Raw genomic sequence first — 26063 nt, forward strand, 5'->3', positions numbered from 1 at the left:
GCATCATACGATGAAACCTGACAATTTCGATCTGTCTTATGGCAGATCCTGGGCCTCGGGCAACCACCGGGTCGCCCGGGCCGCCACGACCGCCCCGACGCCGATCAGCACGGCCGCGAGCAGGAAGGCGACCCCCGGCACATGGACCGTCCGCTCCGGCGCGATCGAGAAGGCGAAGATCTGCGCGAACAGGTACGGGCCGAAGATCCCGGCGAAGCTGCCCAGGCTGGTGATCGCGCCCTGCAGCCGGCCCTGCTGGTCGGCGGAGACGCAGCGGGTCATGATCGATTGCATCGGCGGCCCCGACAGGCCCCACAGCGCCATGAGCGGGATACCGAGCAGGAACACCCAGCCGGTATTGGCCAGGCCCATGACCGCGAAGGCCAGCGTGCCGAAGAGCAGGCCGGTGACCAGGATCTTCCGCTCGCCGAAGCGGCTGGTGAGCCGGCCGGTCAGGAACGCCTGCACGGAGCCGTCGCACGCGCCGACCAAGGCCAGCACGAAGCCGACGGCCTGCGCGCCCCAGTGGTAGCGGTAATCGGCGTAGAGCACGAAGGTGGTCTGGAGCACGTAGTGCGCCAGGTAGAACAGGAAGGTGACGATGGCCAGCCCGAACACCGTGGGGCTGCAGCGGAGCAGGCGCATGGCACCCATCGGGTGCGCGGTATGCGGCTCGAAACGGGCGGCGCGGCGTTCCGGCGGCAGCGATTCGGGCAGGATGAAGAAGCCATACAGGAAGTTGGCGAGGGCCAGCCCCGCGGCGACCCAGAACGGCAGGCGCAGGTCGATGCCGCCGAGGAAACCCCCGAGCGCCGGGCCGATGATGAAGCCGATGCCGAACGCGCCGCCCAGCAGGCCGAACGCGCCCGCGCGCTTCTCCGGTGGCGTGACATCGGCGATGTAAGCGTTGGCCGTGGTGAAGCTCGCCGCCGTCATGCCGGAAATGATGCGGCCCACGAACAGCAGCCAGAGCGACGGCGCGAGCGCCATCAGCACGAAATCCAGGCCCAGGCCCAGATTCGAGAGCAGGATCACGGGGCGCCGGCCGAACCGGTCGGAGAGGGCGCCCTGGATCGGCGAGGAAAAGAACTGCACGGCCGCGAACACCGTGCCGAACACGCCTACCCACCACGCGGCGTTGCTCACCGTACCGCCGGTCATCGATTCGATCAGGTGCGGCAGCACCGGGATGATGATGCCGAACGCGAGGATGTCGATGAGCACGGTGATGAAGACGAAGACCACCGCTGCCCGGCGTACCGGGGCCGCCAGCGGGGTGTGCACGCTATCAGACATTCGTGACGGACTTCAGGCGCGGCGCCACGAATGGGACGGTCAGCATCGTACTCGCGACCGCCATCAGCAGCAGTGCCGTGAAGGTCTCGCTGGTGATCATCTGCTTGTCCAGCAATACGTTGACGAAGATGATCATGATCAGTGCCTTCGTCTGCAGAAGCCAGCCGATGACCCATGCATCGCCGCGCTTCCAGCCCAGCACCTTCCCCGCGATGCCTACGCCGGCGAGTTTTCCTGCGACCGAGGCGATCAGAAGTACGCCTGCTGCCACGAAGACGGAAGCGCCGCCGATCGACCAGTTAGTGCGCAACCCGGTGGATAGGAAGAACACCGGCATGACCACGAGGAGAACGTTGTCGCGCAGCTCGTCAAGCTTGGCCAGGGTGAACCAGTCGCGCTCCATGACCGCGCCTGCCAGGAATGCACCGACCATGAAGTGCAACCCGCACCAGTCCGCGCCATAAGCGCAGGCCGCCAGCCATACCAGGCCGAGATAATAGCGGTCCGATTCGCGAACGCGTGCCATCACCCGGCGGAATGCCCACGATGCGAGCGCAAACGCCGCGAGGAACGCTGCCTGGTGGCCGACGCGCTTCCAGTCCAGCAGGAGGATCGCGAGCACGCCCCAGATGGCCAGGTCATCCAGGCTCGCGTAGCGCAGCACGCGCTGGCCGAGCGGTTCGCGCAGGATGCCGAGCTTGGTCATCAGCAGGATGAGGATCGGTAGGGCGGTAACCGCGCACGCCATGCCCACGCCGACGACGAACTGCCATGGCTGCGTAGCGGGTCCCATCCACCCATCGCGCCAGGCGAGCATGCCGAGCGCCGCCGCGCAGCCTGTCAGCATGGGCGTGCCAAGCGCGAGGGCGGCCGTCGTTCCGCACTCCCGGCGCTGTTTCCACACGGCCCCAAGATCCAGCTCGATGCCTGCGATCCACACGAACACCATCACCGCCCACCACGCGATGCCGTTCAGCGCCCCGATGACCGGCGGCGCGAACACCGTGGCGTAGTAATCGGGGAAGACCTTGCCCAGGACGCCGGGCCCTAACAGGATGCCAGTGATGATCTGCACCACGACCAGCGGTGCCCAGTAATCCGTGCGGAATACCCGCCAGATCAGGTAAGGCACGCCAAGGATGATCACCATGGCGACCAGGAACAATTCCGTTGTGCTCATTAAGCCCTCCCCAGGATCGGCAGAGGGTAGCTGACCGGCGCGGCCGCGCCAATCAGGCTACCGCGGCGGCTGGGTCAGCTCGCGCGCGTTGAGGTAGCCATCCTTGTTGGTATCCAGCTTGTGGAACTGGTGGATCAGGTTGCGCTGGAACTCGTCCAGGTGGATCGGGCGGGCACCGGGGCGCATCGGGCCGTCGTTCGCGTCGATCACCCCATCGCCATTGATGTCCATGCGCTGGAAGCCCTGGCTCATGTAGCGGACGTATTCCGCCTCATCCACCTTGCCATCGCCATTGGCGTCCACCCGCCGCAGGTATTCCTTCGGCGTGCTGGGGAAATCCTGGGCGGCCGCGGCGGTGGCGGCGAAGAGGGCGAGGGCGGCCAGCAGGCCGCGGGAAGTCCGGTACATGGAAACCTGCATAGGTGTTTGTCGGTCGTGGCGGAGCGGCGTACTCTCGAAGGACTGCGTCCAATCCGGGAACCTTCCATGATCCATGAGAGCATCCTCGACACGATCGGCCGCACCCCGATCGTGCGCCTACCCCGCATCGCCCCCAGGCACGTCAGTCTGTATGCGAAGGTGGAATCCTTCAATCCCGGGGGGTCGGTCAAGGATCGCCTGGCCATCGCGGTCATCCTCGATGCCGAACAGAAAGGCTTGCTCAAACCCGGCGATACGGTGATCGAAGCCACCTCCGGCAACACCGGCGTCGCCCTCGCCATGGTCTGCGCGGCCAAGGGTTACAAGTTCGTGGCCACGATGGCCGACTCCTTCTCCGTCGAGCGGCGCAAGCTCATGCGCGCCTATGGCGCCAAGGTCATCCTGACGCCCGCCGCCGAGCGCGGCAGTGGCATGGTGAAGAAGGCCGAGGAACTCGCGGCGAAGCACGGCTGGTTCCTCCCGCGCCAGTTCCAGAACCCGGCCAACCCGGCCTACCACCGCCAGACCACGGCCGCCGAGATCCTCCAGGACTTCGCTGGCCGCCGCCTGGATGCGTTCGTGACCGGCTGGGGCACCGGCGGCACGCTTACCGGCGTGGGCGAGGTGCTGAAGGTCGCCCGGCCGGAGGTGAAGATCATCGCCTGCGAACCGGCGGCCGCTCCGCTGCTCCAGGACAAGCCGTGGTCGCCGCACAAGATCCAGGGCTGGACGCCGGACTTCGTGCCCGACGTGCTGAACCGCAAGGTCTTCGACCAGGACCTGGTCGTCGATGAGGTGGTCGCCCGTGACACCGCCCGCCGCCTCGCCGCCGAGGAAGGCCTGTTCGTCGGCGTGTCCGCCGGTGCCACGGTCGCCGCGGCGCTCGAGTATGCGAAGGGCGCCGCCGAAGGCAGCGTCATCCTCGCCATGCTCCCCGACACCGGCGAACGCTACCTCTCCACCTTCCTGTTCGAAGGCGTGAACGAAGGCACGGACGAGGAGTGGCTCAACAGCCTCTAAAGCATTCGAGTGCCAGACCCATTGTGGGAGCGCGCTTCCGCGCGATGGGGCTTGCCGCGAGCACCCATCGCGGGCAAGCCCGCTCCCACAAACCCACCGGAAAAGCTGAACCCATGACGCGATGGGAACATCCTCAACGCACGATCATCACGCCCGCGGCGGCAACGTGGACTCCTCAGCATGCCCAAGGAGACCCACCCATGTCCCTCTTCCGCAAGAGCCTCACGGCGGAACTCGGTGGCCGCGCCCAGCGCCTGGCCGGTGCGCTTACCCACGACCGTGCGCTTGAGCTGAAGGGCGCCGCCCGGCAGTACGCCGGCCACGCCGGCATCGTCGCCTCACGCGTCGGTGATGATGTGCGCGATCTCCTCGCCCAGGCCGAGAAACGCGCCAGCCGTTTCGCCAACCACGCGGGCCACCGGTCCGTCGACCTGGCCGCCCTCGCGCAGAAACAGGCAAGTGAGCTCGCCGAACTCCCAGGTGCCCAGGCAGGCAATGCCGCCACCCGTGCCGGCAAGCGCGCAAGCAAGGCCGCCGCTCGTGCCGGCAAGCAGGCCAGCGCCGCTGCAGCGCGTGCCGGTAAACAGATGCGCAGCCATCCCCGCACCTCGATCGCCGTAGGTGCCGGACTTGGCATCGCCGCGCTTACCGCCGCGTGGCTGCTCCGCCGTCACCAGCTCAAGCAGCAGGCCGAGCTGGAATACGACGAACACGACCCGACCCGCTACCGCGCGAGCAACGACTCCGGCGACGCGCTGGATGGCTCGGGGGAAGACAACCCGGTGCCCGGTGAGAGCGGGTTGTACTGATCGTTCGATCGATCGCTGAAAAACATCGCGCGCAAGCGCGCTCCCACAAGGTCTGCGAATGGTCTGTGGGAGCGCGCTTGTGCGCGATCGGCTACAGATGTGCCGCGTAGGCCAATCCCTACGCAACGCATCACCCTTCGCTGAATGTCACCATCGCATGCCATCGTTAGCATGCGCGGATGAAAACCTTCGAATCCCGCCCTTTCCCATTCGGCGTGGGCGTCTACTCTTTCTGGGAGGCGGCCCGGTACGTCGGTGCCACGACGCGTCAACTACGAGGATGGGTCCGGTCATACAGTCCGAACGCCGTTCGCGATGATCGGCGTCCCGCTCTGTGGGACTCGCAACTAGTTGAGTGGCGTCGGAAGGATCTTGGCTTCACTGACCTCATGGAGCTTCGCTTCGTGCGCGCCATGCACGCAGCCGGGGTCTCGCTACCTGTCATCCGCCGAACGCTCGAACTCGGCCGCGATCGCCTTCAGGTGGCTTACCCGCTGTCTTGCGACAGCTTCCGCGAGCACGGGAAGCAGATCTTTCTTGAAGCGCTAGCCCGCGAAGACGTCAGCCACCTCCGTTTCGATGAGGACAGCAGGCGGCACGTACTGCGAAGCCTCGTAGGCCCCGGCTTTCGCGAAGGCTTCGAGCTCGACGCCGGTGGGCAGGTGAAACGCTGGTATCCGTTGCCGAAGAGCCGAGCCATCGTCCTTGATCCGGATCGCCGTGCAGGCGAGCCCATACTGACTGAGGCAGGCGTTCCCACGGTGGCTATCGCAGCCGCGTACAAAGCTGACAAGGAAGACGTTCCGTTCGTCGCCTGGCAATACCGGATTTCCGAGGACGAAGTGCGCACCGCCGTGCATTTCGAGACGGAATGGCGTCCCGCATGAAGGCCCAGATCGACGAGAACATTGCGCCGGCCTTGGCGAAAGCCCTCGATTGCCTCGTCGAGGCAAATGGGCACAACGTGATCCATGTTACCGACCTGCATGCACGCGGCACGCCGGACACCCAGTTATTCATTCGTGCGGCCGAGTTCGGGGTCGACATCCACGTGACTCACGACCACCACCATCGCAGCCAGGAAGAGAAGGAAGCCATTTCCGAAAGCCAGCTGCTTGTCTTCGTACTCGAGAAGAGCTGGATGCCGCACTCCTTCTTTGATAAGGCTTCGCGCCTGGTCCACTGGTGGCCGCGAATCATCCAGGGCAGCGAAAGCCTCCAGCGGCCCGGAATTTACATGGTGCCCTGGCGAACCGAGAGCCGGCGCTTTATACGTGTTGCATAGGAGTGTCACGCGCTCACTGCGGAGCGCGTGACACCCGCGTCAACCCCAACGGTTATGCGCAAATGTGGGAGCGCGCTTGCGCGCGATAACGCGTCAGGCTACCTCGGCCCGGCGGCGGAGCACCGCCAGTGGCTGTGCCCAGACCGCGCCTGGTCGGCGCTTGCTCGTGACGAGCGTCAGCTCCGAAGGCTGGAACACGTTGACGTTGTGCGTTGCCGGGGTGGTCAGGATGTACTGGGCGCGGGTGCTCTTGAGGAACGCGCCGACCTTGTCGATGTTGAAGATGTCGAGGTGGGCGAACGGTTCATCGATGAACACGAAGCCGCCGGGGCGGTCTTCGTCGCGCATCAGTGCGACGAGCAAGAGCAGCGACTTCATCACCTGCTGGCCGCCGGAGGCCTCGCCGTCGTCCATGCCGATCCAGCCCTTTTTGTCGAACTCGAAGCGCACGTGGAGCGCGGCCGAGGCAAGGGCGAGGTCGTCGTTGTTGAGTTCGGGCAGATCGACTTCAACGCCGATGCCGGCGAGCTCGGCGAGGATCTTCAGGTTCTTCGCATAGCGGCGCACGGTGTTGCGAAGCACGTGGATATACGCCCCGCGCGCTTCATGCGTGATGCGGCCGGCACGTTCAAGGTGCAGGCGGCGCTTCTCGAGATCGTGCTTCAGGCCTTCGTGGTCGGCGCCGAGCTTCTCGCGCAAGGCGAGCACGCTGGGGTCCTGTTCCCAATGGCCCTCATCCAGCCGGCGCTCGACGCGATCCATCTCGCGGCGCACGGCGGCGGGGGATTCAAAGCGTTCGCGCAGCGCCGCGATGGCAGCGCGCGTGCGGTGTGCGAGCACGACGCCCTTGCGCTTCGCCCGGAACGCCTTGAGCCGCTCGACCTGCTCGCCGCGCGAGGTGTGGTACTGCCGCACTGAGTCCGCCAGCTGGTTCTGCACCGTGCGCTGTTCACGCGCGGCGTTGTCCCGGCCGTTGGAGGTCTTCAGGCGCTTCTCGCGCACGCCTTCGTAATACTGCTCGGCGGCGGCGTGGCTGTCGGCCGTGCGCTGGACGTCTTCCTGCAGGCGCGGCTGCTGCTCGCGCGCCTCGTTGAACTCTTCCGCGCGATCGGCGAGCTGGCTGCTGGCGTTCGCGCCGCGCAGGATGCTCTCCGCATCGCCGGCCTGGGCCGAGGCGGTCTTGCGCTCGTCGGCGATGTCGCGCAGGCGGCCTTCGATCTCGCGCAGCTTGGCTTCGCCATCGCGCAGCTGGCGCTCGCGCGCGGAGGCGCCGAAATACATGTCATCCACGCCGAGGTGGCGGCCGCCGCGGCGCTCGCGAAAATAACCCTGCGGCGTGATCCAGTCCTGGTCCCGGCCCAGCTTCGAACCCTCCGGCACGTCTTCCACGCGCTGGATGCGTTCGAGGTTGCGCAGCAACCAGTCCGGCGCGGCGGCGGAGAATTCGACCACTTCGTGCAGGGAGCCAGCCACTGGCTTCTCGGCCGGCGCGCGGTCGGCGACGACGAAGTGCTTGTAGCGCATCGATTCGCCGAGCTTCCAGGCTTTCTCGCGATCGCGCGGAACATCCAGCAGCACGACATGGCGATAGCCGGCGAGCACCGCTTCGACCGCCGGCTGCCAGCGCGGCTGGGTGATCTCGACGATCTCGCTGAGCATGCTGTGGCGGATGCCCGCGTCATCGAGCGCACGACGGAACGCGGCCTCGAACTCAGGCGTGTAGCGGCGGCCGCTGCGCCAGGCGGTGAGCTTGGTGGTGAGCGTGCCCAGTTCCTGGCGCAGGCCGGTCTCTTCCGTCTGCAGCGCATGCAGGCGGGCGCGCGCGTCGCGGGCGATGTCGGCGAGGCGCTCGTGGTCGGCGCCGTTCTGCGCGGCGACCATTTCACGCAGGCGGTTCTCCTGGCGGATGACCAGGTCGTTCTGGGCGAGGGCAGCACGAGCCGCGTCGAGGCTCTTCTGCGTCGACTGGCGGGCGATGTCCGCCTCGTGCTGTTCGCCACGCAGCTGCTCGCCGGTGGCATCGAGCTCGCCGAGCTGGCGCGTCAGTTCGGCATCGCGCTGTTCCAGTTCCGCGACGCGGCGCTTCACGCCATTCAGCGCCGGGCGGGCGCCACGCACGCTGGCGGCGAGGTCGGCGAATTCGGTACGCGGCAGCACCTCGGCGACGAGCGACACGCGCTCGTCCTTCAGCGCGTTCCATTCCTGGTACGAACGGGCGCGCGCTTCGGCTTCCTGCAGGCTCACGCCGATGAGGGAAAGCTGGTGCTCCAGGCCGTGCTGTTCGCGGTCGGCCTCGGACTGTTCGTTGCGGGCGCGCTGGTAATCGTCGAGCACGGCCTTGTCGCCGAACACGTCGAACACGAGATCGAGCAGTGCCTTGGGCGGTAGCTGGCAGAGCTTGTCGGTCGCCCCCTGTTCCAGCGTGAGCACGCGGCGGATCGCCTGCGAGAGGCCGGCGCCTTCGAGCCGCACGCGGTACTCGCGCAGGCCGAGGAAGTCGTTACGCGCCTCGATCTCTTCCACGCTGACGTCACCGCCGAGCACGGCGTACTGGCGGGTCCACTCGCCACCCTTCTTCTGGATGCGGCAGGCCAGGGTGACCTCGCGATCCATCAGTGGGAAGAATGGGCGCTCACCATTCGGGCCGGGAATGTTGCCGACCCGGGCGCGCAGCCACGCGAACGGCTTGCCGTTGTGGCGCAGGTAGCTCTTGTAATCGCGGTTGCCCGCGCAGTCGATGGTCAGCAGGGTGCGGAGCGCATCGAGCAGCGTGGTCTTGCCCGAACCGTTCGGGCCCACCACCGTGACGATGTTGGTATCCAGCGGCAGGCTGAAGCGCTGCCAGTAATCCCAGTGGACGACTTCGAGGCTGCGGAAATCAAACATCGTCGGTGGCCTCGGGATCGGTCTCGGTGTCGTACAGCGGCTCGTCGTCGGCCGTATCGGCGGGCGAGTTCGCCGCGCGCGACGCGGCATCGGCCAGCAGGTCGCCCAGCGCGCCATCGAGGATGCGCCGCGCGGTGCGCTCGTAATCGAACGCGAGGTCGAGCAGCGGCCCTTCGGCCACTTCGCCCTTGCGGCGGATGATGAAGCCCAGGCGGTTCAGCGTGCCGAGGTTGAAGTTCACGCGCGTCTTGCCGCCGAGCTTGTCGGCGAAGTCGGCGAGCAGGGTGCGCTCGGCGATGACCGGTGAGATCGTCGGGTCACGCGGAATGGGTTTTTCTTCCGCGAACATCTGCGACTGCGACGCGGCGGCCTCGATCTCCTGCCGCTCGACCTGGCGCTGGCGCTTGGGCAGCACGATCAGTGCCCAGAGCACCACCAGCAGGGCGACGCCGTCGCGATCGAGTTGCATGGTGTTGCTGATCCAGCTGTCGCTGCCGCCGAACACGGCGCGCTCGCTGCGCCGGGCGACGGCGAGGCCGATGTAAGCGGCGTAGGGGTGTTCGCGCAGTTCCAGGCCGACCGCTTCGAGGCGGCGGTCGAGGTCTTCGCGGAAGGGCTCGTCGAGCAGCGCCTTGCGTGCCTGCACGTCATCGCGCGGCAGCCAGCGTTGCGCGAGCAGGCGGGTCACCAGGCTGGCGGTTTCGTCATGCATCGGGGGTGTCCTTCGCGGCGGTGCGCGGGCGCAGGCGCCCGGCGCTCACCAGCGCGATCTGGGGCAATTCGGGGTCGATCAGCACGGGCTCGATTTCCAGCGCGAGGGGCAGGCGGGCCAGATCGGCGGTGCCGCCTTCCAGCGCTGCGGATTCAGGGTCGCCGAGCAGGCCGAGCAGGGAAAGACGGTAGGCGGACAATGCGTAATCGTTCGGGATCAGCGTCTCGGCGAGTTCGCGCGGCGCCACGATGGCGGCCAGTTCGGCGTGCCAGTCGTCTAGGTAGCGCAGGTCTTCCTCGCCCATGGGCAGGTCGGCCGTATCGGGCGGTTCTTCGGCGCCGGGGAGCGTCGTGACTTCAGCCGCCAGGCGTTCGCGTTCCAGCAGCTCGTACTCGGCGACGTCGAGCGCGATCTGGTCGTGCAGGAACGGAGCAGGCAGCGGGAGCGACAGCTGGCCTTCCTCGAACGAGGCGAGCGTGTCGATATCCTGCGCGCGCAGCCAGCCGACCAGGTCCGACGACGACAGGCCGGTACGGCCCAGGTGCACGCGGTGCTGGTCGATCTTGTTGAGTTCGCGCTGGAAAACGCCGGCCTGGCGCAGCAGCGCGCTTTGCGCGCGGCCGACGGCCTGGGCGAGGCGGTGCGCCACGGGCTCGAGTTCGTCGGCCTCGGTGATGGTGGCGACGATCTCCGTACCTTTTTCCACCCAGGTCCAGACCGAGTCGAGGCGTTCCGCGGCACGGCGGATGCGGTGTTCGGAACCGGAGAGCACCGCGCGGTCGAAGTCTTCCTTCAGCTCGGTGAGGCGCGAGAGCAGGTGGCCGAGTTCATCCGCGGAGACGCGGCCCACGGCCTGGCCGGCGGCGAGCTGCGCGGTGAGATAGCCGAGGCCATCATCATCGTCGTTCTCGAACTCCAGCATGGTCGCCAGCGCACCCAGCGCCTTGCGGCCCATGGGGCCGACGCGGTAGCGCAGGGTTTCCGCGTCGTAGACCAGCAGGTCGTGGTCTTTCAGGCGCTGGACGACTGTCTCGAGCTTGACCGGGTCGACGAACGACAGGTGGTCGCGGATCTCCTGCGGCGCCCACTCGGTGGCGTGCGTGCGCGCACCCAGCGTACGCAGCACGAGCAGGCGCAGGAGCACCTGCGCCTCGCTGCCGTGGAACAGCGCGGAGAACGTGCGCAACAGGCTGCGCCCGCGCAGCAGCGGGAAGACGGTGGGGAGGTCCTCGGCGACGACGCCGTCGCGGAAGAGATCCTGCAGGCGTTCGTCGTGGACGGTGGTATCGGCTGGCCCGTTCAAGGTCAGCGACGGTCGACGCCGACGAAACGGAGGAATTCACCACGCGTGCGTGGATCCTCGCGGAAGCTGCCGAGCATCTGGCTGGTCACCATCGAGACGCCGCGCTTGTGCACGCCGCGCGTGGTCATGCACTCGTGGCTGGCATCGATCACCACGCCGACGCCGCGCGGGCGCAGGGTGTCTTCGATGCAATGCGCGATCTGCGCGGTCAGCTTCTCCTGCACCTGGAAACGGCGCGCGAAGCCATCGACCACGCGGGCGAGCTTGCTGATACCGACGACGCGATCGGTCGGCACGTAACCGACGTGCGCACGGCCGATGATCGGGGCCATGTGATGCTCGCAGTGGCTCTCGAACTCGATGTCGCGCAGCACGATCATCTCGTCGTAGCCTTCCACTTCCTTGAAGGTGCGGCGCAGGTATTCCGCCGGATCCTCGTCGTAGCCCTTGAACCAGTCCGAATAAGCCTTGACGACGCGCTTGGGCGTGTCGAGCAGGCCTTCGCGCGTCGGATCTTCACCGGACCAGAGCAGCAGGGTGCGAACGGCCTCTTCAGCCTGCTCGCGGGTGACCGGACGGGACTTGGCGTCGTCGCTCATCGGGGTGGATTCCTCGGGCACGTAAGCAAACCGTCATTGTAACGCGCCTCAGTCCTCGGATTCGCCCTCAGGCTCGCCTTCCTCCGCGCCAGGCACCAGGTCCAGGAGCCGCTGGGTCTCGTCCCCGCCCAGGGTCTCCACGCCGCGCAGCTTGCGCTCGATCGCCCGGGTGCGGATCCCGGCGTTGTCGATGCTGTTGCGGACGGTGTCCAGCTGCTTGCGGGTCTTTTCCAGCACCACGCCGAACTTGCCGAACTCGTTCTTCACCGCGCCCAGCACCTGCCAGACCTCGGACGAGCGCTTTTCGATCGCCAGGGTCCGGAAGCCCATCTGCAGGCTGTTGAGCAGGGCGGTGAGGGTGGTCGGGCCGGCCACGGTGACCCGGTGGTCGCGCTGCAACTGGTCGGAAAGGCCCGGGCGGCGGATCACCTCGGCGTACAGGCCTTCGGTGGGCAGGAACAGGATCGCGAAGTCCGTGGTGTGCGGCGGGGCCACGTATTTGGTCCGGATCCGCTTCGCTTCCTCGCGGACGCGCAGTTCCAGGGCCTTGCCGGCGCTGAGCACGCCCTCGGCGTCCGCGGCATCCTGCGCGTCGAGCAGGCGCTGGTAATCCTCGATCGGGTACTTGGCATCGATCGGCAGCCAGACCGGGGCGCCGTCCTCGGCGCCGGGCAGGCGGATGGCGAATTCCACGCGTTCGGCCGAACCGGGCACCGTCGCGACGTTGGCGTCGTACTGCTCGGCGACCAGGATCTGCACGAGCAGGGCGCCCAGCTGCACTTCGCCGAAGGTGCCGCGGGTCTTCACATTGGTCAGCACGCGCTTGAGATCGCCGACGCCGGCGGCAAGCGCCTGCATCTCGCCCAGGCCGCGCTGGACCGCTTCGAGCCGCTCGGATACCAGCTGGAACGACTGGCCCAGGCGGGTCTCGAGGGTGGACTGCAGCTTTTCGTCCACGGTGGCGCGCATCTGTTCCAGCTTGGCCGCGTTGTCCTGCTGGATGGCGGCCAGCCGGGTTTCCAGCGTGCCGCGCATGTCGGCCATGCGCTTCTCGCTATCGGCGGAGAGCGCGGTGAAGCGCTGGTCGAGCAGCTCGCCGAAGTGTTTCAGCGTGAGGGCGGACTCCTCACGCGTCTTGCGGGCGTCATCCTGCATGCCCTGGCGCAGCGTCTGCAGGCCGAGGTCGGTGCGCTCGGTCAGCTGGTCGAGCCGGCGGCCGAAGCCGTCGATGCGCTCGTGCTGGTGGGTGGCGGCGGCCTGCAGCTGATCCTGCACGTGGCCGCGGAACTGGCCGAAGCTCTCGCCCAGCTCGCCACGGCCGGCGCGCTGTTCGTCACGGAGGACACCTTCCAGGCGGCGGGTGTCTTCGCGCAGGGCGTCCAGTTTCGTGGCGCTGCCGTCATCGCGCGGCTTGGCGCGGGAGAGCAGGGTGAACAGCAGGGCGAGGCAGGCGATGCCGACCACGAGAAGGGCGAAGAGAAGGATCGTTTCCAGGTTCATGCGGCGAGCTTAATGGTAGGAGCCCACCCTGTGGGCGACATCTTTCGCGCGATGGCGGCAGGACCTGCAGCTCTCATGCGAACGGCGTCGCCCACAGGGTGGGCTCCTACGACAGCGGCAGGCGTTAAGCGTGCCGCTTCAGGGTCTCAGATCTCGCGATTACCGACGATGACGACATCGGCGCGGCGTTTGGCGAAGAGGCCAACGCAGACGATGCCGGTGATCTGGTTGAGCTGGGCTTCGAGCGCCACCGGGTCGGTGATGCGCCAGCCGTGCACGTCGATGATCCAGTTGCCGTTGTCGGTGGTGACGCCATCGCGCCACACCGGCGTACCGCCCATGGCGGTGATCTCGCGGGCCACCAGGCTGCGCGCCATCGGGATCACTTCGATCGGCAGCGGGAACTTGCCCAGCACATCGACCTGCTTGCTGGCGTCGATGATGCAGACGAACTTGTCCGACGCAGCAGCGACGATCTTTTCGCGGGTGAGCGCTGCGCCGCCGCCCTTGATCAGGCACTTGTTGCTGTCGCATTCGTCGGCGCCATCGACATAAAGATCGAGGCGGCCCGCGGCGTTCAGGTCCATGACGTCGAAGCCGAGCTTGCGCAGGCGTTCGCTGGAACCCTCGGAACTGGAGACGCAGGCCTTGATGTAATCGCGGTACTGCGGCAGCTCATCGATGAAGAAATTCACCGTGGATCCGGTACCGACGCCGATGATGCGGTCCTTCGGACCGTTGCCCACGTACTTGAACGCGGCGGTTTCGGCGGCGAGGCGCTTCTCGTTGTCCTGGCTCATGCTTTTTCCAGCTTGAGGATGATGTCCCAGTCGTGCTTGGCGACAGGCATGACCGAAAGACGGTTGCCCTTGCGCACCAGCGGCATCTCCGCGAGCGCGTCGAGGTTCTTCATTTCATCCAGCGAGATCGTCCGCTTGAACTTCCGCTCGAACTTCACGTCGACCAGCATCCAGCGCGGCTCTTCACGCTTCGCCTTTTCGTCGTAGTACTTCGATTTCGGATTGAACTGGCTTTCGTCCGGGTACGCCGGCGACGCGACGGTCGCGATGCCGACGATGCCGGGGACATCCGTGTTCGAGTGATAGAAGAAGATCTTGTCGCCCACCTTCATGCCATCGCGCATGAAGTTGCGTGCCTGGTAGTTGCGCACGCCATCCCACGGCTCGACGCCCTTGCGTTCAAGGTCATCGATGGAAAACGCGTCCGGCTCGGACTTCATGAGCCAGTATTTCATTCAGCGCCACCCGTGCAGTCGATCAGTTCCTTATCCGTCGCGATGTAGTCGAGCTTGATGTCCCACTCGGCCGTTTCGATCGCATCGAGTTCCTGGAACGCATAGCCCACGCCCACGAGCAACGGCTGCGCCGGGCGCTTCTGCCCGCGGAGGAACTCGAAGCTGCGGTCGTAGTAGCCGCCGCCGAAACCCAGGCGATTGCCGTTACGGTCGAAGCCAAGCAGCGGCACCAGCACCAGGTCGAGCTTTTCGGCCTCGATGATGTGCGACGCCGCCTTGGGCTCGGGGATGCCAAGCTCGTTCGATTCCACGTCCTCGCCCGTGGTCCACGGGGCGAACGTAAGGCGCTTCTTGCCGGCGGTCTTGGTCACGATGGGCAGGTAGAAGGTCTGCCCACGCTCGGCCAGCGGGCCGATCGCCACGTTCAGCGGCAACTCGCCACCCGTGGCCCAGTAGCCGGCCACGTGCTTATCGGTAAGGAATTCAGGCAGTTGTTCCAGCGAATGGCGCAGGCCTGCGGCCGCGGCAACGCGCTCGGCGGGCTTGAGCTCGCGGCGGCGCTGGACAAGGTCGGCCCGCAGTTCACGTCTTTCGGGGAGCTTTGACATGGTCGTTCAGCCGAACGGCACGGTCTGGGCGCCCGTGAGCCGCCACGCCCGGTGCCGCGGGCAAGGCGCTGACCGGCCCCAGGCGGGGCCGGCCGGCAAAAGAAAGAGGCGTTCTCCGCGATGCCGCTGCGCACCAAACGACCTTGATCCAAAGGATCAGGTGGGAGAGCCACACGGTCTCAAGGCTTTCCGTACGAAGGCGGACATGCGCAACAACCGTGTATGGCCGACCCGGGGTCGTATGTAGGAACAAGGCAAATGTAAAGTGCGCTGGCGAGCACCGCAGGGAACGCCCGGTGGTTATTTTACCGAGGCGTCGAGCAGGCCATCAAGTTTTTTGCGCAGCGCGGCCAGTCCGTCGGTCAGGGACTGTTCCTGCGTGTTGTGCTGCCCGCGCAGCGAGAGCAGCTCGTGGGCGATGCTCACGGCCGCCAGCACGGCGATGCGATCGAATCCAGGCACCTTCGCGCTGGATTTCAGCGCACGCATCTTGTCATCCAGGTAACGCCCGGCCGCCAGCAGGCCTTCACGCTCTTCCGGCGCGCAGGCGATGTGAAATTCGCGGTCGAGGAACCGGAGGGCAACGGGTTCTGAGGCGGGTGCGTTCATACTTGGATTCAACCCGTGTTCTCCAGCGCCTTCAGGCGCTGGATCATGGCTTCGACGCGGCTGCGGGCCTGCTCGTTGCGGGCCATGAGGCTCGAACGCTCATTCGCCAGTTGTTCCTGGCTATGGCGCAGGCTGCGGTTTTCTTCCGTCAGGCGACGGACGGTATCGACGAGCCGGTCGAGCGTAGCGCTCAGGGCTTCCAGTTCAGTCTTGAAGGCATCCGGGTTCGTCATGCGCGGACTATAACAGGGCTGCGCGGGTTGTCAGCAGGCCGTGAAGCGTAATTCCTCCACGTGACAGCTGGCCGGGTGGATTAGACTTAAAGGCGATTCTTGAGGAGTACGCGCCATGTCGGCCAACCAGACCGTCGACCCCGAAGACATCGCCGAACTGATCGGGCGCTGCAACCTGGGGACCACCGTCAGCGAGTTCCACGGCTCGCTCGTCGGTTACATCAGTGCCGGCGGCACGTTTCCGGCCGGTAACGTGCTGGACGCATTGAAACTCGAGCCGGATCCGGCGCTTACCACGGAAGAAACCGCGACGCTGTTGCGCCTGCGCCACCAGACGGAGGAATGGCTCGCGGATACCGATCTCAGCTTCATGCCGTGGATCCCCGATGACGAGGCCCCGCTGCACGAGCGCGTCGAAGGCCTTGCCGACTGGACGCGCGGCTTCCTCGGCGGTTTTGGCCTGGGCGGATCGCCCGAGGCGGCGAAGAAGCTGAGCGAAGACGCCCGTGAAATCCTCCGCGACATGGCCACCATCGCTTCGACCGAGGTCACCCTCGATGAGGATGTGGAAGGCGACGAGGATTCCCTCACCGAACTGGAGGAATACGTGCGCGTCGGCGCACTGACCCTGCATGCGGAAATGGCCCCGCGCCAGGAACCGGCCAGCGATACCCTGCATTGATCGCGGCGGCGGAATACGCCCGGCGGCGCCGGGAGCTGATGCGCATGGCCGGCGAGGATGCCGTACTGATCCTTGCCGCCGCGCCGGAGCGCATGCGCAACGCGGACGCGCCCTGGCCGTACCGGCAGGATTCCGACTTCCATTACCTCACCGGGTTCGACGAACCGGAGGCCGTGCTCGCCTTGCTGCCCGGCCGCGCGCATGGCGAGACGGTCCTGTTCTGCCGCGAGCGCGATGCCGACCGCGAGCGCTGGGATGGCGAGCGCATGGGCACCGACCGTGCAGCGCGCGAACTCAGGCTCGATGACGCGTTTCCGATCGACGACATCGACGACATCCTGCCCGGGATGATCGAGGGCAGGGCGCGGGTGTACTGCCATTTCGGCCAGGAGCCCGATTTCGATGCCCGCCTGCTCGCCTGGATGCGCCGCCTGCGCACCGCGCGCGGCGGTGGCGTCGTGCCGAAGGACCTGGTGGCCCTGGGCCACCTGCTGCACGACCTGCGTCTGTTCAAGTCACGCGACGAACTTGCCCTGATGCGTCGCTCGGCCGAGGTGGCCGGCGCCGCGCACCTGGCGGCCATGGCCATGGCCCGGCCTGGCGTGGCCGAGTACGAGATCGAGGGCGAGATCCTCCGCACCATCCGCAGCCGCGGCGCCGTGCCGGCCTTCCCGCCGACCATCGCCGGGGGTACCAACGCCTGCATCATGCATTACCAGGCCAATCGCGCCGTCCTCAAGGCGGGTGACCTGCTCCTGGTCGATGCGGGCGCCGAGGTCGAGTGCTACGCCTCGGACATTACCCGCACCTACCCGGTGGACGGCACGTTCTCGCCGGAGCAGCGCGCGCTATACGACATCGTGCACGAGGCCCAGCTCGCCGCGATCGATGCGGTCCGGCCGGGGCGTTCGTTCGCCGATTCGCATGAGGCCGCCGTGCGCGTGATCGCCACCGGCCTCTGCGCGCTCGGCCTGCTCAAGGGCGGCGTCGACCGCGTGATCGCCGAGGGCGCCTACAAGGCGTACTTCCCCAGCAAGACCGGCCACTGGCTGGGGCTGGACGTGCACGACGTCGGCGACTACCGCATCGACGGCGAGCCGCGCGTGCTCGAGGAAGGGATGGTCCTCACCGTGGAGCCCGGCATCTACATCCCGCCGGGCGACAAGGGCGTGGCCGAGCGCTGGCGCGGCATCGGCATCCGCATCGAGGATGATGTCGTGGTGACCAGGGGCGCGCCCGCGGTCATGACGGCGATGGTGCCAAAGGACCCCGCGGCCTTCTGATGTCGTAGGAGCCCACCCTGTGGGCGACATCTTTCGCGATACCGCAACAGGTCCTGTGGCGCTTTCGCGAACGGCGTCGCCCACAGGGTGGGCTCCTACTTCGCCGTAACCTTCGGGTCTTTCTTCTGGTGGGCGGCGTCGTCGGCGTTAACTTCGAACCACATCGCGTTGAGGATGGCGAAGGTGCAGGCCAGGCCAAGGCCGAGGATCCAGGCGAAGTACCACATGGTGTGCTTTCCTCCTTCAGTACATGTGGTGCGATTTGCGCACCTGTTCGAGGCTTACCCGGCCGCGCATCACGCGGAACACCCAGGTCGTGTAGAGGATGATGATCGGCAGGAAGAACGCGACCAGGCACATCATCAGGAACAACGTGCCCTGGCTCGATGAGGCATCCCACACCGTCAGGCTCGAGCGCGGATCCACCGACGATGGCATCGGGAACGGGAACAGCGCGAAACCCGCGGCGCAGATCGTGCCCGCCACCGACAGGCAGCTGCTGAAGAAGCCCAGGAAGCCCTGGCGCGACACGAATAGCTGCACGCCGAGCGCGCCCACGAAGGCCACGACCGGCGCGGCCCAGAACCATGGATGGGTGAGATACCCCGCGAACCACGATGCGCCAACCGCAACCTGCTTAATCAGCGGGTTCGAGATGCCGTCGGTGACGACGGGCCCGGCCACCGCGTAACCCGGGATGCCGTACGCCAGCCAGATGCCGGCCAGCACGAACAGGACGACGTACACGAGTGACATCACCCGGGCGATCACCGCCGCACGCGCCGCGATGCTCACATCGGCCTTCATCGACACCCAGGCCGCGCCGTGGGTCAGTAGCATGCTCAGGCTCACCAGGCCGCACAGTAGCGCGAACGGGCGGAACAGTTCGAAGAAGCTGCCATCCCAGGCCATGCGCAGGTCGGCGTCGTAATGGAACGGCAGGCCGAGGAACAGGTTGCCGAACGCCACGCCGCACACCGTCATCACGATGACGCCCGACGCGACCAGCCCGTAATCCCACGTGCGCGCCCAGTGCGTGTTCTCCACTTTCTCGCGGAAGTTGAAGCCCACCGGCCGGACGATGAAGGCCAGCAGCAGGATGAACATCGCCACGTACAACCCGGAGAACGATGCCGCGTAGAGCAGCGGCCACGCGGCGAACACCGCGCCGCCGCCGAGGACGAACCACACCTGGTTGCCCTCCCACGTCGGCTCGATCGTCTCGAGCAGCACATGGCGTTCGTGTTCGTCGCGGCCCAACACGCGCAGCAGCGCGGCGACGCCGAAGTCGAAGCCATCCATGATCGCGAACGCGCTGAGCAGCACGCCGATCAGGGCCCACCAGATCACACGGAGTGTTTCGTAATCAAACATGGCGCGTGCTCCTTCAGGCAGCCTGGGCCGTGGCGGGGAGGGGCTCGGGCGAGGGTGGCCACATGCCAAGGCCATCCGGTCCCTTCTTCGCGAACTTCACCATCAGGTAACCGTCGATCACGGCCAGTGCGGTGTAGAACAGCACGAAGCCGCCGAGCGAGATCCAGACCTGGCCGGGCGCGAGCGCCGAAGCGCCCATGGCGGTCGGCAGCACGCCCTCGATCGCCCACGGCTGGCGCCCGTATTCGGCGACGATCCAGCCGAGCTCCGCGGCCACCCAAGGCAACGGCATGCTCCACAGCGCGACGCGGAGGAAACGGCGCCCCTCGAGCCGGCGCTTGCTGGCGCGCCAGAACGCATAAGCGAACAGCGCGATGAACCAGAGTCCGCAGGCCACCATGAGGCGGAACGACCAGAACAGCACCGGCACATTGGGAATGGTGCTCTCCGCCGCACGTTCGATATCGGCCGGGGTCGCCTTGCGCGGGTCATCCATGAATCGCTTCAGCAGCAGCGCATAGCCCATGTCCTTGTCGTGCGCGGCAAGGATCGCTTTCGCCTGCGCGTCATCCTTGTTCTCACGCAGCACGAGCATGGCGTCGTAGGCCTTGATGCCATCGTTGATGCGCACCTTCGCGTCGTCGACCAGCGAGTGGATGCCGAGGATGGGTTCATCGATGGAACGCGTGCCGATCAGGCCCATGACCCAGGGTACGCGGATCGCCGCATGCGTTTCGCGCTTCGCCACGTCGGGGAAGCCGAACAGGGTGAATGACGCGGGCGCGGGCTCGGTTTCCCACATGGCCTCGATCGCGGCCATCTTCATCTTCTGGTTTTCCGACACGGTGTAGCCCGATTCATCGCCCAGCACCACGACGGACAGCGAGGCAGCGAGGCCGAAGCTGGCCGCCACCGTCATCGAGCGCTTGGCGAAATCGATGTTGCGCCCGCGCAGCAGGTACCACGCGCTGATCGAGAGCACGAACATCGCGCCCATCGTGTAGCCCGCGCTCACCGTATGCACGAACTTGGCCTGGGCCACCGGGTTGAAGATCACGTCGCTGAACTTCGTGACCTCCATGCGCATGGTCTGCGCGTTGAAGGCCGCGCCGACCGGGTTCTGCATCCAGCCGTTGGCGATCAGGATCCACAGCGCGGAGAGCGAGGTCGCGAAGGCCATGAACCAGGTGGCGATCATGTGCTTCAGCGGCGTGGTGCGCTCCCAGCCGCAGAAGAACACGCCTACGAGGGTGGACTCGAGGAAGAAGGCCATCATGCCTTCGATCGCGAGCGGCGCGCCGAAGATGTCGCCGACGTAGTGTGAGTAGTAAGCCCAGTTCGTGCCGAACTGGAACTCCATGGTGACGCCGGTGGCGACGCCCATGGCGAAGTTGATGCCGAACAGCACGCCCCAGAACTGGGTCATGCGTTTCCATATCTCGCGCCGGGTCATCACGTACACGCTCTCCATGATGGCGAGCATGAAGGCGAGGCCCAGCGTTAGCGGTACGAACAGGAAGTGATAAAGCGCCGTCAGCGCGAACTGCATGCGTGACAGGCCGACGACTTCGGGGTCGACGACGATCATGGCTTGGTTTCCTGGGTGGATGCGGAAGCGGGGGCGAGCGCACGGCTGACGCCTGCGGGCGAGACGTCCGCGCGGGGCAGGGGCCGGATGGCGATGTACCAGATGAGCATCAGCAGGGCGAGCTTGGCGACGACGATGACCGAGAGCTCGAGGGCAAGCCTCGGCAGCGGTTTGTCGCGCCAGCGCGGGCGCCTTGTTGGGACGTCGACATCCATGGGTGCGACTCCGGCAATGGTCTGGGAACAACTGCGGGAAGCTTATGCCTGCATGTTCACTGGCGACCGATGGCCGATTGTCGCAGTGGCCCGACCGCGATTCTTGCGCGTACTACCCCTGGGGCCGAGCATACGCCAGTTTTCGCGTGGGATACGGGGGCGCGGGGGAGGGCGGTGCGGGAGGCACGGGGACGGCATGCGGCTTTACGCCACGTGCCGTCCTTGCCGGACTTACGACAACGCCGCGAAAGCGTCGCGGGTCATGTTCTCCGGCTCGCCGGTGGTGCAGACGACATCGTCTTCGATGCGGATGCCGCCGTACTTGCGGAACGCATCCACCTTGTCCCAGTGGATCTCGTTCGCGACCGGCTTCTGCTTCAGCTCGGCAAGGAGCATGTCGATGAAGTACAGGCCCGGCTCGATCGTGACGACCATGCCCGGCTCGAGGTTGCGGGTGAGGCGCAGGTACGGGTGGCCTTCCGGCCGGGCGATCGTGCCGCCGGCGTCGGAGGCGTGGAACCCGGCGACGTCATGCACCTGCATGCCGATGCCATGGCCGAGGCCGTGCGGGAAGAACGCGGACGTCACGCCCGATTCCACGGCGCTTTCCGCGCTCATGCGGATGAAGCCATGCTCACGCAGCACGCCGCCGATCACATGGTGGGCATGGACGTGCAGCTCCGGGTAGTTCTGGCCGGCACGCACCTTCGCCACGAAGGAGCGCTCCGCGACATCCATCGAATCGATCAGCGCCTGGAATTCACCGGCGTTCTTACCCGCGTAGGTACGGGTGATGTCGCTCGCGTAACCCGACGCGCTCGCGCCGGCATCGATCAGGAACGAACGGCTCTCCGCGGGCGGGGTGCGGCCGAAGTGCGTGTAGTGCAGGATCGCGGCGTGCTCGTTGAGGCAGACGATGCTGGCATACGGCAGCTCGGCATCGGTCTGGCCCACGGCAGTGAGGTACGCCTGGTGGATGCCAAGCTCGCTGGCGCCGGCGCGGAAGGCCTGCTCGGCGGCGCGGTGGCCACGCACGCCGCGGCGGCTGGCCTCGCGCATCAGTTCCAGCTCATACGGCGTCTTGTACGCGCGGTGGTAGTGCAGGTAGTCCAGCACGGCCGGCGGGTTGTTCGGCTTCACCTCGTCGGCGCCGCAGTACTGGTCGCCGATCACCGCGCAGCGCGACAGCATGGCCGGCAGCTCGGCGATGGCATCGGCCGGCTTGCGCACGGTGACGATATCGAAATGGTCCACCCAGTAACCGGTCGGCGCCTCGGGCACCACGTGCCAGTAATCGTGCGGCTGCAGGAACACCAGCTTCGGCTTGTGGCCCGGCGTGTAGACGAGCCAGCTGCCCGGGGCATCCACCAGCGGCAGCCAGTGCTTGAAGTGCGGATTCACCGTGAACGGGTAATCCAGGTCATCCATGAACTTGGTGATCGGGCGGCCGGCCGGGACGATCAGGTGGTCGAAGCCGCCGCGTGCCAGGGCGACATCGGTGCGTTCGCGCACGGTGGCGAGGTGCTGCGGATAAAGCGCGGCCAGCGCGTCGTTCATGGGGAATCTCCGGGGACGTGGGGTGGGGCAGCCCCTAATGGTGCGCCTCCGTGCCGCCCGAGCCAACCCCACGTAGGAGCCCACCCTGCGGGCGACGCCGTTCGCGGTCACGCAACAGGCCCTGTGCCGTTATCGCGAAAGATGTCGCCCACAGGGTGGGCTCCTACGACGGCGCGGGTTTCAGACGGACGAGAAGACTACCGTGTAGTCGGTGGCCAGGTCGCCGAGGCGCTGGCGGAGGGCCATGGCGGCGTGGTTGCCGGGCTCGGTGAACGCGCGCAGGTGGGCGCCGTGCAGGCTGATCGCGAAGTGGCCCACCGCGAAATCGTGGCCGGGCGAGCGCCAGGTGGTGAGCGGCGTCCACGTCGAGCAGTTGGGGCAGGCGACAAAGGCCGAATCCGGCGAGTCGCTCCACACGGCCAATGCCTCTTCCAGCGCATCGCTGCCGTCGTCACCGGGCGAAAGTGGAGCAAGGCACTGCGGGCAACGGATGGAGAAACTGCCGTCGTAGCGGCAGAAAATCCCGTTCTCCGGGCCGCCCTCGACCATCTCGGCAGCCTGGCCGTCCAGGCGCCAGTAGTGGCCGCTGGCGTGCAATCCGATCGCCGTGATGCCGGTTTCCTCGACCAGGTGCCGGTCCAGGATCTCGAAGCGCGTGTCCGTCCCGCGCAGGGGCAGCGGCTGCCCCGCCACGCCGGTGGCGCCAGCGAACGGCAGCGGTGAAATCGTGCCATCGGCGGCAAGCCGCAGGTACAGCTCCGTCGCCGCGGCCGCGGCGTCGTCGCGGTCGAGCTCGGTATCAACGAGAAGGGTGGTGGGCTGGCTCATCGTGGGGATGGTGGCCCGTGGGGCCACCGGGGTAAAGCGCCGGCGCGGGCCGCCGTTCAGTTCAGTCGGCCGGTGGCCCGATCCACTCGTCGATGGCGCGCACGTCATCCTCGCTGCCGGAGATGATCCGGTAGCCGGACCAGAACTGGCCGGCGGAGGCGGCGGGCTCGTGCCATTGCTCCTGGATACCGATGACCACCGCGTGTTCGCGATGCTGGGCATCGGGCAGCTGGAAGGTCACCTGGTGCACGGCACCGGTTCGCGGTGCGCGCGTGCCCAGCAGCATCATGCCGGTGGCCGACAGGTTGCCGAGCTGGCCGAGCACGGCGTCGGTCATGACATCGACCACCGGCATCGGCGAGGAGGCGCGCTTGCGCGGGGCGCGGCGCTGTTCGAATTCATTCTTCATGCGTGGCCTGCCATGCGTTCACTCATCCGTTCGCGGCGCAGGGCACGCGCGACGGCCTGCCAGGCGCGATCGATCAGCGGCACGCGTTCCTCGCGCCATTCGCGCGCTTCGCCGCTGGAGATCATGCGGGCCAGGCGGGTGAGGTCGAGATCGTCGGTGCGCGCACCGCGCTGGTTTACAAACAGGCAACGCCCCGTGGCCGGCGAGAACCACGCGAGCTTGCGCCGCACGGCTTCGCCATCCGGCTGGGTGAACTCGAACCAGGTGCCGAAGCGCAGGCTCGCGAAGCCGTCGTAGATCGCGCGCGCTGCCGTATCCAGTGGCGTGGGCTCCACCGGCGCGACCGGTTCACCGTGCGCGGTGCCTTCGCCCAGGCGCGGGCGCTGTTTCAGGCGCATCGCCACGTCGGTGGCGGTGGGCGTCTCGTCACTCTGGCGTTCCTGTGCCGGCTCGAACAACCCCGCGGCGACCTGCGCGGCCTCCGAGGGATGCATGCCGAGGTGTTCCAGCCCGCGTTCCACTTCCTGGCGCAGCTTCGCCTTGTCGGTCACCGGGCGGCGGCCCAGCAGCTGGTCGGTCACGCCGAGGCAGTGCAGGTAGGCCTCGCCGGTCTCGCCGCCACGCAGGATATGCAGGGCGAGCACGTCCGCCCAGGTCCGCTCGAGCAGGATGCGCAGGACCCCGCGCGGTGCCTGGCCGGCGACCATGCGCTCGCCCATCACCTCGCCCGCCCGCTGGCGCGCGCGCTCCAGGCGGTCGCGGCCTTCCATCGCCTCGATCTGGCGGCGCTCGGCGACGTGCGCCTTGCGCGACAGCTGCGCGATCTGGGTTTCGATATCCGCGCGCCATGCCGGGTCGATCACCTGGGCCACGCTGGCATCCACCACCAGGCGCTCCAGGCGGTCGAGCAGGGCGGTATCCGGCTCGCCTTCGGCCGGGTCGAGCCAGTGGTGGGCGGCCTCGCTGACGGTGTTCAGCAGCTGCCGTGCCGGGTGTTCCGGCTGGTCGAAGAAGCCGCGGTCGTTCACCGCCGCGCGCAGCATCGGCCACTGCAGGCCACCCAGTACGCGGCGGCCCGCGCTCTCGGCGGCCATCTGCTGCCCCAGGTTCTGGAACAGCATGGCCGTGAGCTCGACCGTATCGCCCTGTTCCAGGGTGAGTTCGGCGAGCGGCGAGCCCGCCGGGCGGCCACGGTTGAGCTGTGCGAGCAGCTCATCGCGAAGGGCGCCGGCGCTACGGATCTCGCGCTGCGCAGCATCGGTTACGTCGCTGACATGGCCCTGCAGGGCCAGCAGCGCGGTCTGCAGTTCATCATCGGAAGCCAGGCGGCCCGGCGAGAAGCCGGCGCCACGGCCCGTCTGGGCACGCTGCGAGAGCAACTGGCGCAGGCTTTCAAGGACGCCGATATTGCCTTCCGGTGTCGCGCCGCCCTGGCCGCCGCCGCCCGCACCGGCACCGCCCGTGCCCGCGCCAGCACCGCCGGCGCCACCACCCACCCCACCTTCGGCGGAGCCAGGCTCGCCCGGGCGGCCGCGGCGCTCGCCGGCAGGCGCGCTCGTGACGCGGACGTTCGGGTACACGCGGAAACCCGGCAGGATGCCGCGCGTCCGGTAATGCTCGTTCAACGCACCGTAGAAGGCCTCGGTGTGGCCCAGGACGCGCGCATCGACGGCCTGGAACAGGACCAGCCGGTGCGCAGGCACCAGCGGCATGTTCTCCATCGCCGCCTGCAACGCGGCGGTCAGCGCACGCGGGCCGGCAGGCAGGGCTTCACCTTCGAGCGGCGGCGTGCCGGCGAGGACTGCCAGCCGGTAGCCCAGCTCGAACAGGCTGCTGGCGCTGCGTGCCTCCGCGCGGGCGGCCATGCTGGACAGTGCGTCGGTCTGCTCCTGTTCCTCCGGATCCACCAGGCTCAGGTTCAGGCCGCCGTACTCGTTCGCCGAAGGCCGGTTATCGCCCGTATCGCCCAGCCGGCGGAAGCGCTCGGAGAGGTGCGCGGCGAAGCGGTTGCGGAACGCCGGGCCCTCGCGCTGGACGATGCCGCGGCTCTCGAAGCAATCCTGCTGCTCGAGGTGGTTACGGCTGCTTTCGGCGACGGCGAACATCCGCTGGTCGAAGTCGCGCAGCGCCTCGCGCAGGGGCATGTCCAGCCAGGTGAGGCACAACGACAGGCCCTGCTGCGCCTCGCGTTCGGCACGCGGCGAAAGGGCGACGGGATACGGTCCCGTCCGACCGAACGGCGGCGTGCCAGGATTCATGAGCTAGGCCCCTCCCCGGCCTTGGGCGCAAGTTTAGACGGCCATCCGCCCCCCGCGCCAGCGCGGCGTGAACGGCATCCGGACTAGGCGAAGGGAGTAGGTCTCGCGGGGTGAAAGACGCGCGGTCAGGCCATGAAAATTTCGATGACGTCAT

The 26063-nt window shown here is 67.2% G+C and carries 27 protein-coding genes and 1 other RNA gene; 6 read left to right on the forward strand and 22 right to left on the reverse strand.

The genetic code is table 11. The annotated features are described in order from the left end of the window. Positions 1-36: 36 nt before the first annotated feature. The 3 genes from ACTHLF_RS17775 to ACTHLF_RS17785 are packed head-to-tail and all read right to left on the reverse strand — an operon-like array spanning position 37 to position 2884. On the reverse strand, positions 37-1296 hold the full coding sequence (locus tag ACTHLF_RS17775) for a TCR/Tet family MFS transporter (protein ID WP_440329050.1): 1260 nt from the start codon (positions 1294-1296) through the stop codon (positions 37-39). Then, complete coding sequence (locus ACTHLF_RS17780) at positions 1289-2476, reverse strand: cation:proton antiporter (RefSeq protein WP_440329052.1); 1188 nt, start codon at positions 2474-2476, stop codon at positions 1289-1291. The genes ACTHLF_RS17775 and ACTHLF_RS17780 overlap by 8 nt, the downstream gene beginning before the upstream one ends. 57 nt (positions 2477-2533) lie before the next feature. Next, positions 2534-2884 carry an EF-hand domain-containing protein gene (locus tag ACTHLF_RS17785; RefSeq protein WP_440329053.1) on the reverse strand — a complete coding sequence of 117 codons (351 nt, stop codon included), beginning with the start codon at positions 2882-2884 and terminating at the stop codon, positions 2534-2536. Between the two features lie 78 nt (positions 2885-2962). On the opposite strand from ACTHLF_RS17785, the gene cysK reads away from it, so the two are divergent. From cysK to ACTHLF_RS17805, 4 genes are all read left to right on the forward strand, one after another. Beyond that, positions 2963-3916 carry a cysteine synthase A gene (gene cysK, locus ACTHLF_RS17790; protein ID WP_440329055.1) on the forward strand — a complete coding sequence of 318 codons (954 nt, stop codon included), beginning with the start codon at positions 2963-2965 and terminating at the stop codon, positions 3914-3916. A gap of 200 nt (positions 3917-4116) precedes the next feature. Beyond that, entirely contained in the window at positions 4117-4725 is a 609-nt protein-coding gene (locus ACTHLF_RS17795) for an EGFR-like transmembrane domain-containing protein (protein ID WP_440329057.1), read from the forward strand. 179 nt (positions 4726-4904) lie between these two features. After that, complete coding sequence (locus ACTHLF_RS17800) at positions 4905-5612, forward strand: hypothetical protein (protein ID WP_440329059.1); 708 nt, start codon at positions 4905-4907, stop codon at positions 5610-5612. After that, positions 5609-6010 (forward strand): hypothetical protein, encoded by a 402-nt coding sequence (locus tag ACTHLF_RS17805; protein WP_440329060.1) that lies wholly within the window; start codon positions 5609-5611, stop codon positions 6008-6010. The genes ACTHLF_RS17800 and ACTHLF_RS17805 overlap by 4 nt, the downstream gene beginning before the upstream one ends. 93 nt (positions 6011-6103) lie before the next feature. Here ACTHLF_RS17805 and ACTHLF_RS17810 read toward each other — a convergent pair whose 3' ends face one another. The 11 genes from ACTHLF_RS17810 to ACTHLF_RS17860 form a co-directional block, all read right to left on the reverse strand. Beyond that, complete coding sequence (locus tag ACTHLF_RS17810; protein ID WP_440329062.1) at positions 6104-8896, reverse strand: AAA family ATPase; 2793 nt, start codon at positions 8894-8896, stop codon at positions 6104-6106. Next, positions 8889-9608 carry a hypothetical protein gene (locus ACTHLF_RS17815; RefSeq protein ID WP_440329064.1) on the reverse strand — a complete coding sequence of 240 codons (720 nt, stop codon included), beginning with the start codon at positions 9606-9608 and terminating at the stop codon, positions 8889-8891. Before ACTHLF_RS17815 ends, ACTHLF_RS17810 begins: the two co-directional genes overlap by 8 nt. Then, the gene (locus ACTHLF_RS17820; protein WP_440329065.1) at positions 9601-10911 is read right to left on the reverse strand and encodes a hypothetical protein; all 1311 of its coding nucleotides are present in this window, start codon (positions 10909-10911) and stop codon (positions 9601-9603) included. Before ACTHLF_RS17820 ends, ACTHLF_RS17815 begins: the two co-directional genes overlap by 8 nt. Positions 10912-10913: 2 nt before the next feature. Beyond that, entirely contained in the window at positions 10914-11510 is a 597-nt protein-coding gene (folE, locus tag ACTHLF_RS17825) for a GTP cyclohydrolase I FolE (RefSeq protein ID WP_331641818.1), read from the reverse strand. Between the two features lie 48 nt (positions 11511-11558). Continuing rightward, the gene (locus tag ACTHLF_RS17830; RefSeq protein WP_440329068.1) at positions 11559-13010 is read right to left on the reverse strand and encodes a DNA recombination protein RmuC; all 1452 of its coding nucleotides are present in this window, start codon (positions 13008-13010) and stop codon (positions 11559-11561) included. A 146-nt stretch (positions 13011-13156) separates the two neighbouring features. Continuing rightward, positions 13157-13810, reverse strand: a complete 654-nt coding sequence (rpiA, locus tag ACTHLF_RS17835; RefSeq protein WP_440329070.1) for a ribose-5-phosphate isomerase RpiA — start codon at positions 13808-13810, stop codon at positions 13157-13159. After that, the gene (locus tag ACTHLF_RS17840; RefSeq protein ID WP_440329072.1) at positions 13807-14265 is read right to left on the reverse strand and encodes an EVE domain-containing protein; all 459 of its coding nucleotides are present in this window, start codon (positions 14263-14265) and stop codon (positions 13807-13809) included. Before ACTHLF_RS17840 ends, rpiA begins: the two co-directional genes overlap by 4 nt. Beyond that, positions 14262-14873 (reverse strand): 5-formyltetrahydrofolate cyclo-ligase, encoded by a 612-nt coding sequence (locus ACTHLF_RS17845; protein ID WP_440329074.1) that lies wholly within the window; start codon positions 14871-14873, stop codon positions 14262-14264. The genes ACTHLF_RS17840 and ACTHLF_RS17845 overlap by 4 nt, the downstream gene beginning before the upstream one ends. A gap of 108 nt (positions 14874-14981) precedes the next feature. Next, positions 14982-15165: non-coding RNA, 6S RNA (gene ssrS, locus ACTHLF_RS17850), on the reverse strand. A gap of 8 nt (positions 15166-15173) precedes the next feature. After that, positions 15174-15482, reverse strand: a complete 309-nt coding sequence (locus tag ACTHLF_RS17855; RefSeq protein ID WP_440329076.1) for a cell division protein ZapA — start codon at positions 15480-15482, stop codon at positions 15174-15176. Positions 15483-15490: 8 nt separating this feature from the next. Next, positions 15491-15715 (reverse strand): TIGR02449 family protein, encoded by a 225-nt coding sequence (locus ACTHLF_RS17860; RefSeq protein WP_139984971.1) that lies wholly within the window; start codon positions 15713-15715, stop codon positions 15491-15493. Between the two features lie 115 nt (positions 15716-15830). Between ACTHLF_RS17860 and ACTHLF_RS17865 the strand changes: the two genes are divergently transcribed. Further along, positions 15831-16397, forward strand: coding sequence for a UPF0149 family protein (locus ACTHLF_RS17865; RefSeq protein ID WP_440329078.1), 567 nt, complete (start codon positions 15831-15833; stop codon positions 16395-16397). 44 nt (positions 16398-16441) lie between these two features. Next, on the forward strand, positions 16442-17680 hold the full coding sequence (locus ACTHLF_RS17870) for an aminopeptidase P N-terminal domain-containing protein (RefSeq protein ID WP_440329080.1): 1239 nt from the start codon (positions 16442-16444) through the stop codon (positions 17678-17680). A gap of 95 nt (positions 17681-17775) precedes the next feature. Here the strand turns inward: ACTHLF_RS17870 and cydX are convergent, their stop codons facing one another. From cydX to ACTHLF_RS17910, 8 genes are all read right to left on the reverse strand, one after another. Next, positions 17776-17907: a cytochrome bd-I oxidase subunit CydX gene (cydX, locus tag ACTHLF_RS17875; RefSeq protein WP_440329082.1), complete on the reverse strand. Its 132-nt coding sequence runs from the start codon at positions 17905-17907 to the stop codon at positions 17776-17778. 16 nt (positions 17908-17923) lie between these two features. Next, positions 17924-19054, reverse strand: coding sequence for a cytochrome d ubiquinol oxidase subunit II (gene cydB / locus ACTHLF_RS17880; RefSeq protein WP_440329084.1), 1131 nt, complete (start codon positions 19052-19054; stop codon positions 17924-17926). 13 nt (positions 19055-19067) lie between these two features. Continuing rightward, positions 19068-20642, reverse strand: a complete 1575-nt coding sequence (locus tag ACTHLF_RS17885) for a cytochrome ubiquinol oxidase subunit I (RefSeq protein ID WP_440329085.1) — start codon at positions 20640-20642, stop codon at positions 19068-19070. Then, positions 20639-20857 carry a cytochrome oxidase putative small subunit CydP gene (gene cydP / locus ACTHLF_RS17890; protein WP_440329086.1) on the reverse strand — a complete coding sequence of 73 codons (219 nt, stop codon included), beginning with the start codon at positions 20855-20857 and terminating at the stop codon, positions 20639-20641. The genes ACTHLF_RS17885 and cydP overlap by 4 nt, the downstream gene beginning before the upstream one ends. A gap of 231 nt (positions 20858-21088) precedes the next feature. Beyond that, positions 21089-22414: a Xaa-Pro dipeptidase gene (pepQ, locus tag ACTHLF_RS17895; protein WP_440329087.1), complete on the reverse strand. Its 1326-nt coding sequence runs from the start codon at positions 22412-22414 to the stop codon at positions 21089-21091. 180 nt (positions 22415-22594) lie between these two features. Next, complete coding sequence (locus ACTHLF_RS17900) at positions 22595-23242, reverse strand: hypothetical protein (RefSeq protein ID WP_440329089.1); 648 nt, start codon at positions 23240-23242, stop codon at positions 22595-22597. A gap of 61 nt (positions 23243-23303) precedes the next feature. Continuing rightward, the gene (locus tag ACTHLF_RS17905) at positions 23304-23651 is read right to left on the reverse strand and encodes a PilZ domain-containing protein (RefSeq protein ID WP_440329091.1); all 348 of its coding nucleotides are present in this window, start codon (positions 23649-23651) and stop codon (positions 23304-23306) included. Continuing rightward, positions 23648-25909: a DUF1631 family protein gene (locus ACTHLF_RS17910; RefSeq protein ID WP_440329093.1), complete on the reverse strand. Its 2262-nt coding sequence runs from the start codon at positions 25907-25909 to the stop codon at positions 23648-23650. The genes ACTHLF_RS17905 and ACTHLF_RS17910 overlap by 4 nt, the downstream gene beginning before the upstream one ends. Positions 25910-26063: the final 154 nt, after the last annotated feature.

Source organism: Luteibacter sp., assembly GCF_051958795.1.
Taxonomy (GTDB): domain Bacteria; phylum Pseudomonadota; class Gammaproteobacteria; order Xanthomonadales; family Rhodanobacteraceae; genus Luteibacter.